Annotated in this window: 8 protein-coding genes and 1 pseudogene; 5 read left to right on the forward strand and 4 right to left on the reverse strand. The window is 47.6% G+C overall.

The window, feature by feature from the left end; genetic code table 11:
- Together NDI35_RS29370 and NDI35_RS29375 are read left to right on the forward strand one after the other, a co-directional pair.
- Positions 1 to 126: pseudogene (locus NDI35_RS29370) on the forward strand (photosystem II q(b) protein); the annotation flags it as partial.
- 287 nt (positions 127 to 413) lie between these two features.
- Entirely contained in the window at positions 414 to 914 is a 501-nt protein-coding gene (locus tag NDI35_RS29375; protein ID WP_445315780.1) for a GNAT family N-acetyltransferase, read from the forward strand.
- 37 nt (positions 915 to 951) lie between these two features.
- On the opposite strand, the gene NDI35_RS29380 is transcribed toward NDI35_RS29375, so the two are convergent.
- The gene (locus tag NDI35_RS29380) at positions 952 to 2157 is read right to left on the reverse strand and encodes an RNA-guided endonuclease InsQ/TnpB family protein (protein ID WP_445315781.1); all 1206 of its coding nucleotides are present in this window, start codon (positions 2155 to 2157) and stop codon (positions 952 to 954) included.
- A 90-nt stretch (positions 2158 to 2247) separates the two neighbouring features.
- Here NDI35_RS29380 and cbiE point away from each other — a divergent pair, with 90 nt between their 5' ends.
- The 3 genes from cbiE to NDI35_RS29395 all read left to right on the forward strand — a co-directional run bounded on the left by cbiE (position 2248) and on the right by NDI35_RS29395 (position 4258).
- A complete protein-coding gene (gene cbiE, locus NDI35_RS29385; protein ID WP_445315782.1) occupies positions 2248 to 3456 on the forward strand; it encodes a precorrin-6y C5,15-methyltransferase (decarboxylating) subunit CbiE in 1209 nt (402 codons plus the stop codon).
- A 63-nt stretch (positions 3457 to 3519) separates the two neighbouring features.
- Positions 3520 to 3864, forward strand: coding sequence for a hypothetical protein (locus tag NDI35_RS29390; protein WP_445315783.1), 345 nt, complete (start codon positions 3520 to 3522; stop codon positions 3862 to 3864).
- Positions 3865 to 3868: 4 nt separating this feature from the next.
- The gene (locus NDI35_RS29395; protein ID WP_445315784.1) at positions 3869 to 4258 is read left to right on the forward strand and encodes a hypothetical protein; all 390 of its coding nucleotides are present in this window, start codon (positions 3869 to 3871) and stop codon (positions 4256 to 4258) included.
- A 28-nt stretch (positions 4259 to 4286) separates the two neighbouring features.
- Here the strand turns inward: NDI35_RS29395 and NDI35_RS29400 are convergent, their stop codons facing one another.
- The 3 genes from NDI35_RS29400 to NDI35_RS29410 form a co-directional block, all read right to left on the reverse strand.
- Positions 4287 to 7514 (reverse strand): class I SAM-dependent DNA methyltransferase, encoded by a 3228-nt coding sequence (locus NDI35_RS29400; protein ID WP_445315787.1) that lies wholly within the window; start codon positions 7512 to 7514, stop codon positions 4287 to 4289.
- Entirely contained in the window at positions 7490 to 7696 is a 207-nt protein-coding gene (locus tag NDI35_RS29405; RefSeq protein WP_445315785.1) for a hypothetical protein, read from the reverse strand. Before NDI35_RS29405 ends, NDI35_RS29400 begins: the two co-directional genes overlap by 25 nt.
- A gap of 98 nt (positions 7697 to 7794) precedes the next feature.
- Positions 7795 to 8074, reverse strand: a 280-nt coding sequence (locus tag NDI35_RS29410; protein ID WP_445315786.1) for a hypothetical protein, incomplete at its 5' end; no start/stop codon positions are given.

Here is an 8074-nt window from a genome sequence, read left to right on the forward strand (position 1 = left end):
GTCATCAACCGCGCTAACTTGGGTATGGAAGTAATGCACGAGCGCAATGCTCACAACTTCCCGCTTGATTTGGCTGCTAGTGAAGTCACTCCAGTGGCAATGGTTGCTCCTTCCATCAATGGCTAAGTTTTAGCTATCGATTGACAAAGAGCGCTCCTAGTAATAGGGGCGCTTTTTGTTTGGGGAAAAATATTTTTCAGACAGTCATGGACGCATGGACCCGCCAGCGAAGACACCGCAACTACAAAGGTAAACAGTTCGCGATCGCACTTCTATCAAAGAAACCGGCTGTTTTACCCAATCTACGGGCTGCAACCCATCTTTTCATAATAAACCCGGTTTCTGACCACCCGTGCGTCCTGGACTAATATTGATAGGTGCGATCGCCCTTTAATCCAACATAAATAATCCCCATGATATTTGAAACAGAGAGATTAGTTTTGAAACCGATTGTGGAGAGCGACCTCAACACGCTTCATAGAATTTTTATCGATGCCTATGTGAGGAGATATCTGTGCGACGGCGAAATCTGGTCGCTACAAAAGGTTGAAGAAATGCTTGCCGAAAACAAAAAGCTGTTTGCCCAAAAGCAATTCGGTATGTGGTTTATCGAAACTAAGAGCGATCGAGAAACTATTGGATTTGTTGGTTTGTGGTATTTTTTTGAAGAAGCACAGCCCCAGTTAGTTTACGCACTGCTGCCGAAAGCACTTAAAAAAGGTTACGCTACTGAAGCATCAACCAAAATATTGGATTATGGTTTTGATGAACTTGGCTTTAACTATCTTGTCGCAAGTTGCGATCGCCCAAACATTGAGTCGCAAAAAGTCGCAGAAAGACTCGGAATGAAACAAGTAGAAGAAAGAATTATGAATGGAAATCCGATATTATTCTTTAGAATCGATAAGTATTGACATCCTCCCCGGCGTAAACGGTCGGGGATTCTAAACATCACTGTTTAGGCTTCCTCTTTCCACGACTCGACTTACATTGAGGAGTTACCTCACCAATGCAGCGGTCGATGTCTCCAGAGGCGTTTAACGTTTCCGTGTGCCCCACGGTACGAAGTCCTAACTCAAGTATGTTGATTGCTGCATTCGAGTCACGTAAGAGTACAACACCGCAGTGCTGACAGCGGTGCGTTCTTTGACTCAAAGACTTTTTAACAACTTCTCCACAGTTAGAACAATTTTGCGAAGTGTAGTGCGGAGGCACAGCGACTGTTACCACTCCAAACACTTTGCCAAAATATTCCAACCATTGCCGGAAATTAGACCATGCAGCGTCAGAAATAGACTTGGCTAACTTTCTATTTTTGACCAAATTTCGCACCTGCAAATCCTCGTAGGCTACCAAGTCGCTAGACTGGATTACGCATCTTGCCAATTTCACGGCAAAATCTTTACGTTGTCTACTTACTTTGAGGTGCTTTCTACTTAATCGGTTTCTTGCTTTGGCTTTGTTTTTGGAGCCTTTTTTTGTTCTCGAAAGACGCCGATTCAGTCGTTTGAGAGCTTTCTCGGACTTTCTCAGATGACGCGGGTTCTCAATTGTTTGACCGTCTGAATCTGTGTAGAAGTGAGTCAAACCAACGTCCAAACCTAGTGTTTTACCAGTTGGTGTTCTCTTTTCTAACCTCTCTTGGTCTATCAAAAACTGCACATAGTAACCGTCAGCCCTACGAACTACCCGGACTCGCTTAATCTGCTTTAATTGATAGAAGTGTAGGTCGCGAGTTCCCCACAGCTTAAAGCTTCCGGCTTCAAAACCATCAGTGAAAGTGATAGTACGTCTATCGAACGATAATTTATAACCTGTTGTTTTATATTCAACAGAGCCGTGGGTCTGATGTTTCTTAAAGCGCGGAAAGCCTTTTTTCCCTGGTTTGCTTTTTTTGCAGTTGTCGTAGAACCGCGCAATTGCAGACCAAGCTCTTTCAGCAGAAGCCTGACGCGCTTGCGAGTTGAGTTTAGCGGCCCAGGGAAATTCTTTGGCTAGGACAGCGCAGTAGGCACTTAACTCGTACTTGCCGATTCCCAAGTTGTCGAGCCAGTATCTGAGACAACTATTGCGAACAAAGCGAGCAGTGCGGATGGCTTCGTCTAGCCTCTCGTACTGCTGCTGCGTTCCCTCAAGTTTTGCCTCAAATACCAACATAGTTACGCCTGTCGTGTTAGCGTAAGTATAGCACAGAAAGCCGTCCTACAAGGACGGGGCTTTAAACCCAATTATTTTGGTAAGGGCGCAATGCACAAATGGCTTTCGGTGGTGGGGATTGGCGAAGATGGACTTTCGGGGCTCGGCCCGATCGCCTCTACCCTCCTCTCTCGATCTCAAATCGTTGTTGGTGGCGCCCGTCACCTAGCAATGCTACCAACCGACGACACCCGCGAAAAATTGGTTTGGGCATCGCCTTTGCAAGCAACTGTTGACGAGATCCTCCGCCGCCGGGGACAGTCTGTGTGCGTGCTCGCAAGCGGCGATCCCATGTGTCACGGCATCGGCGTCACGCTGTCGCGCCAGATTCCCATTTCGGAAATGACTGTGATTCCGGCGGTATCGGCTTTTAGTCTTGCTTGCGCCCGTTTGGGTTGGCCGATCGCCCAAGTTGAGACTTTCAGTTTGACAAATCGCCCGATCGCATCGATCGCCCTTGCTTTCTCGCCGGGGGCGCGGTTGCTGGTGTTGAGCGCTGACAGACATACGCCAGCAAAAGTTGCCCAATTGTTGACACAGCGGGGGTTTGGCAGCAGTTTGATGACCGTGTTTGAGCGGATGGGAGGGGAATCGGAACGGCGGATCGAGAGGGTAGCAGCAGCCTGGAATGCAGCGGATTTGGCTGATTTGAACACGATCGCGATCGCAGTTGCAGCCGATCGCGAAACTGTGATTTTCCCTCGTACCTCTGGTTTGCCGGATACTGCTTATCGCCACGACGGACAACTTACCAAGCGGGAGGTTAGAGCCGTTACTCTGTCAACGTTAGCGCCGATTCCCGGAGAGTTGCTTTGGGATGTGGGGGCGGGCTGCGGCTCGATCGCGATCGAATGGATGCGGAGTCATCCTCGGTGCAGGGCGATCGCGATCGAACGCCATCCGACTCGATTGCAATACATCGCTGAAAATGCCTCTAATTTTGGTGTTCCCGAACTCGAAATTGTCGCGGGTGAAGCGCCGGAAGCCCTGACAAATTTGCCTCAACCGAATGCTATTTTCATCGGCGGCGGTGTCACCGCAGAATCTGTGCTGAAAACTTGCTGGAATGCTTTAGGTGAAGGTGGCCGATTAGTTGTGAATGCGGTGACTGTTGAGAGCGAGTTTAAAGTTTTGCAATGGCACGATCGTTATGGCGGGGAACTTATTAGAATTGGCATTCAGCGAGTAGGGGCGATCGGTTCTTTTCAGGGTTGGAAACCGCTGGCACCGGTGACTCAGTGGGCGGTAGTTAAGAGGTAAAATGCGATCGATCTTTTTCCAATAAAGCTATAATCAATAATATCCTCTGGAATGAGAGTGATAATGCCAGACGAATCATCTGTAGATCCTTATTTAGATGGACTGTTTGAAGACTATTCCAACACTGAAGTTATCGAACTACAGCAATATCTGTCTGAATGGGATAGAGGAACTTATCGAACTGTGGCCCAAAGTGTTTTAGATCATTCACAAAGAAAAGGATTTGATCCACTCAAATATCTGCGTAAAGCACACAACTTCAACACCAGAGGTGCTGTAAGAGTTCCTCGCACGGGATATCGGCAGGATGGAGCCGCTGTTTACCGAAAGGGCAATGAGTTTTTAATTGTGCGACCTGACCAGTATGGTGTTGAGAAAATCGTGACTTATGGCATTAATGAGGAATAGCGATATGGCACAAGTTCAAAACAAATTAGCGCTTGGGCAGGATATTATTGTGCAACTTTTGGCACAGTTGACAGTTGACTATCAAAACACTAAATCAGAGCGCAAAGAGATATCTCAGAGGTATCTTGCTTCTGAGGAAGATTTTTCGTTTCTGGAGGAGCTTGAGTTAGTAACAGTAAGTATTCGCGGTTATGCTAGTCAGATTGAGGAGCGCGCAGAGGTTGAGAATCGCGAGCAAGCGATCGCAGAGTTACATCAGCTTAGGGTGTTCGATCGTTCTGCGATCGCTCAGTTTTATGATGAGACGCGATCGGGCTATCTTCAAATGCGAGCCTATATCCGAATGCTGGACTATTTGCGGTTGCTGGTGTTGGAGTATTTGCAGATGGCATAGAGAAAGTAACAGAAACTTACCAATCGCTCTAAAGTTCTGCCAGGTGCCAGAAAGTCATCCCATTTTCAGTATGACTGAGCAAAATCCCCAAATCTTCGAGGCTTTCTAGACAGTCGAGAATGACTTTTTGTTTGCGATTGGCCCCTTTGAAATGGGCGGTGACTTGGGCCGCTGTCCATTCGCCGCTTTGGGTGCGGAATAAGTCGCGGATGGCAGAAAGTTGCTCTTTGAGGGTTTTGGGGAAAGGTTGTTGTTCCGTGGGGGCGATCGAGGTTTCGGTTTCGGTGGTGATACCTGCAAGGGATGGTTGCACGTAGGTTTCGCCTGGGGCTTGGTAGTCGGGACGCAGCCAGCGAATGAGTCCGTTGCGTTCTTCTTCGGCGCGTTGGGCGTTGAGGGTGACGAGGTTTTCCAGGATTTGGTCGTCGGTGAGGGTGGGTTCCCAACCATAGGCGGCAAATACGGCGGCATCGAGTTCGTCGTGGATTTGTTTGAGGGTGGAGACTAAGGCTTTTTGGTTGAAGGCTTTGTCTTTGTCGTTGAGGGATTCGCCTTGGCGGAGTTTTTCGAGGAGGTTGTACATCCCGGTGATGGTGACTTCCGGGTGAGTGGCTTGGACTCGTTTGCGGTGGCTGTCGAGGCGTTCTCCGAGTTCTCGGATGGTTTGTTTTTGGGTGTCGGTGGGGTCGGGAAAGGGGAAGGGGTCGAAGCAAACGGAGTTGTTGTAACGCGGTGTATTTCCTCCTAAATCTCCACCTGCTGCCAGAGCCCAAGTGACATGAATTTTACTGGAAAGAACGCCTAGATAATACATATCATTCAGGAAAATCACAATAATTTCGCTTTCTGGCAATACATTTTTTGAGCGAAATGTAAAACATCTATGTTTAGCTGTTCTAGGTGTAAGAATATATCCATCTATATCTTGAATACCATCACGCATAATTGCGTTAGACCGTCGATAACGCCACCATTCACGACGCAATCTTAAATCATTATTTATATCGCGTACTGGTTTAACATTCTCTATCAACCACTGGTAAGTTTTAGGATACTTTAGCTCTAACTCCTGTTCTGATAGATGATTGACATCGATCACATATCGCTCCTCTGGGCTTTGTGCTAAGTCTCTCCCTGTCAAGAAGGAATGAATAATCTCTCTTTCTAGAATTTTTATGTTGTCAGGAGGTACTATAAACCCAAGACCACCTAACTCAAATCCTTTGGAGGTGATGTCTAAATTACTCTTTAGCGAATGTGATTTCGTTACATCAATGCCGATTTTAAGATTACTAAAAATTAGATCTACAGCTTTGAATATCAATTTAACTAGATCGGCTTTATCTTCAGGATTATCTCCTTCACCTTCGTTGAGCAACAAACCTAAAATGGGGGATTTTGCATTTTTCTTATTATCCTTGAGTTCTACCCCTGTCATTGCGACTGTAACAGCGGCTCCTCCATCCGCCCAAGGGTGATCGGGGATTGCAAAAATTAACCGGATTGGATTCTTTTGGCTTAAATGGAAATCGATAACTTTTCGCTGTCTAACTTGGCGAATGGTATTTGTAGAGATAAAACCAAATTTTTCTATCTCATTTGAGCGTGTGAGTTCCGCAGCCTTGTGCCACCAATACATCACAAAATCAACAGTATCCGGTACATCTTTATAAACCTTCCGCAACGTTTCTGCATATCCATCTCCTAACCGTTCCCGCATTCTCGCATTGCCAATAAACGGCGGATTCGACACAATATAATCGGCCTTCTGCCACTCGGCTGCCCTCGGATTCAAATACCGATAAATTGTTACTTTGTCTGTAGGATCGGGAATATCTTCCCCCGTCACCGGACTTTTCATCATCCGTCCGCCCCAGCGAGTTCTCACCTTCCCCGCTGCATCCACATCCGGTTCTATTCCGTCATAGGCCAACACCGCATCCCGGCATTCAATATTGTTGTACTCCCGCAACACCGGTTCGATCGGCGGAATATCGCCAAACCGCCGAAAATGCCACTGCAAATACCCAATCCAAATCACCAAATCCGCGATCGCCGCCGCCCTAGGATTGATCTCAATTCCCAAAAACTGACTCGGATTAACTTGAGCAATATCTAACCGCAACTGCGCCGCCCCGGTGACATCCTCCAAGCGCCGCAACACCTCCGATTCCAACCCCTTCAACAAATCCAACGTCACATAAAGGAAATTACCCGATCCGCAGGCCGGATCGAGAATCTTCACCTCTTGTAACTCCGTCAGAAATGCTTCTAAAACTGTGATCGCCTTTTTCCTTTGATTTGCAGTCGGTTCCGATTCCCCCGCGTTGAGCAACTGTTTAACCTCTGCTTGTACCGCAATCCAGCGATCGCCCAAAGGTTCCATCACCACAGGTTTTACCAACCTTTCCACATACGATCGCGGCGTATAATGAGCCCCCAACTTACTTCGTTCCCTCGAATCCAGCGCCCTTTCCAACAACGTCCCAAAAATCGCCGGTTCCACATTGCACCAATCCCGCTTCGCCGCCTGCAACAACACTTCCAACTGCGCTTTTGTCAAAGCAAACGCCTGCGACTCCGCAAACAATCCCCCATTAAACCGCAACAGTTTGCCATGAAAGCCAAAACTCGTCCCCTCATTCATCGCCTCCCACAGCGCCTCTACCTCCGGCTTAAACGTCTTCGGGTTGAGAATCCATCGCGTTTCCAGCGCTTGCGTAAACAGATGTTCCTTCAACAACCCCACATCCTCAGCAAACATGGTGAAAATACAGCGCATCAAAAACTGGGCGACTTGCTGCGGATCGACATTCGCCTCCATCCGCTTCGCCAACTCTGCCAAATCCGCCGCCACTTCCCGCGTCACCCGCGCCGCAATTTTCTCTGGGTTGCGCTGCTGCGGATTGCTAAAAATATCGACAAACAAATCGAAAACATCGGCTTTCCCCAACTCGATTAGCCCGATTTCTCGCCGCGCCCCATAGCCGCCATAATCGCCGCTAAAACCCATCCACAATTCAAAATGATCGCCAATATCGCAAGTTAACAAAAACGGCGGTTTGCTGCTGAGACTGCGGGTATAGGCGATCGCCTGCACAAACGCTTTTTCCATCTCTCGCAAATAGGTATTTGTCCCCCGCTTGGCCGTTCCCTTTTTGCTCGTTGTTCCGCCCTGTTTTGCCTCGATTAAAAAATGCTCGGCTTTGTAAAAATCAACAAACCCCGGAGTTACTTTGCCGCTGGGGTGAAAAATTTTGACATCTTTATCAAAGCAGTAGGGATCGTTGGAATTCTGCCTTTATCAAAAGGGCGATCAACTCCCAGCGCATCGCACATTTCTGCAAAAAACAACTGGTAGTTTGCCCGTTCGTTACCGCTAGAACCTGCCCAGCGCGTGATGAATGTTTCGACTCGCGTGCGATCGGTCTCATTCATGTTTCAACCCTGCTGCTTGCTTTTTCCTGATTCTATACTTCGATCGGTTTGAATTGGCGATTTATCTGGCAATTTTGGTTGGAAACTCCGGGAGCATCTCATATTTGTAAAAACACTTCTTCTGGCTCCTTCCTTCTTCCTCTTTTCTCCTGGCTCGCAGCCTCGGGACTCCTAACTCCAATTTTGGGCTTGGCTGCTTTCATTGAGATGCTCCCGAAACTCCTGGAACCGATTACCCAGTGGGCGGCAGTTAAGAGGTAAAATAGGCGTTGCTGAATTGATGTATGATATAGCGATCGAGAGCAAAGTTGACGAAAAACAATGAACAGCAAATTAGAGTCCCTCAAATGTCCTGAATGCAAGTCTAGTCGTATTAAT

The organism is Microcoleus vaginatus FACHB-2002 (genome assembly GCF_040004035.1).
Lineage (GTDB): Bacteria > Cyanobacteriota > Cyanobacteriia > Cyanobacteriales > Microcoleaceae > Microcoleus > Microcoleus vaginatus_C.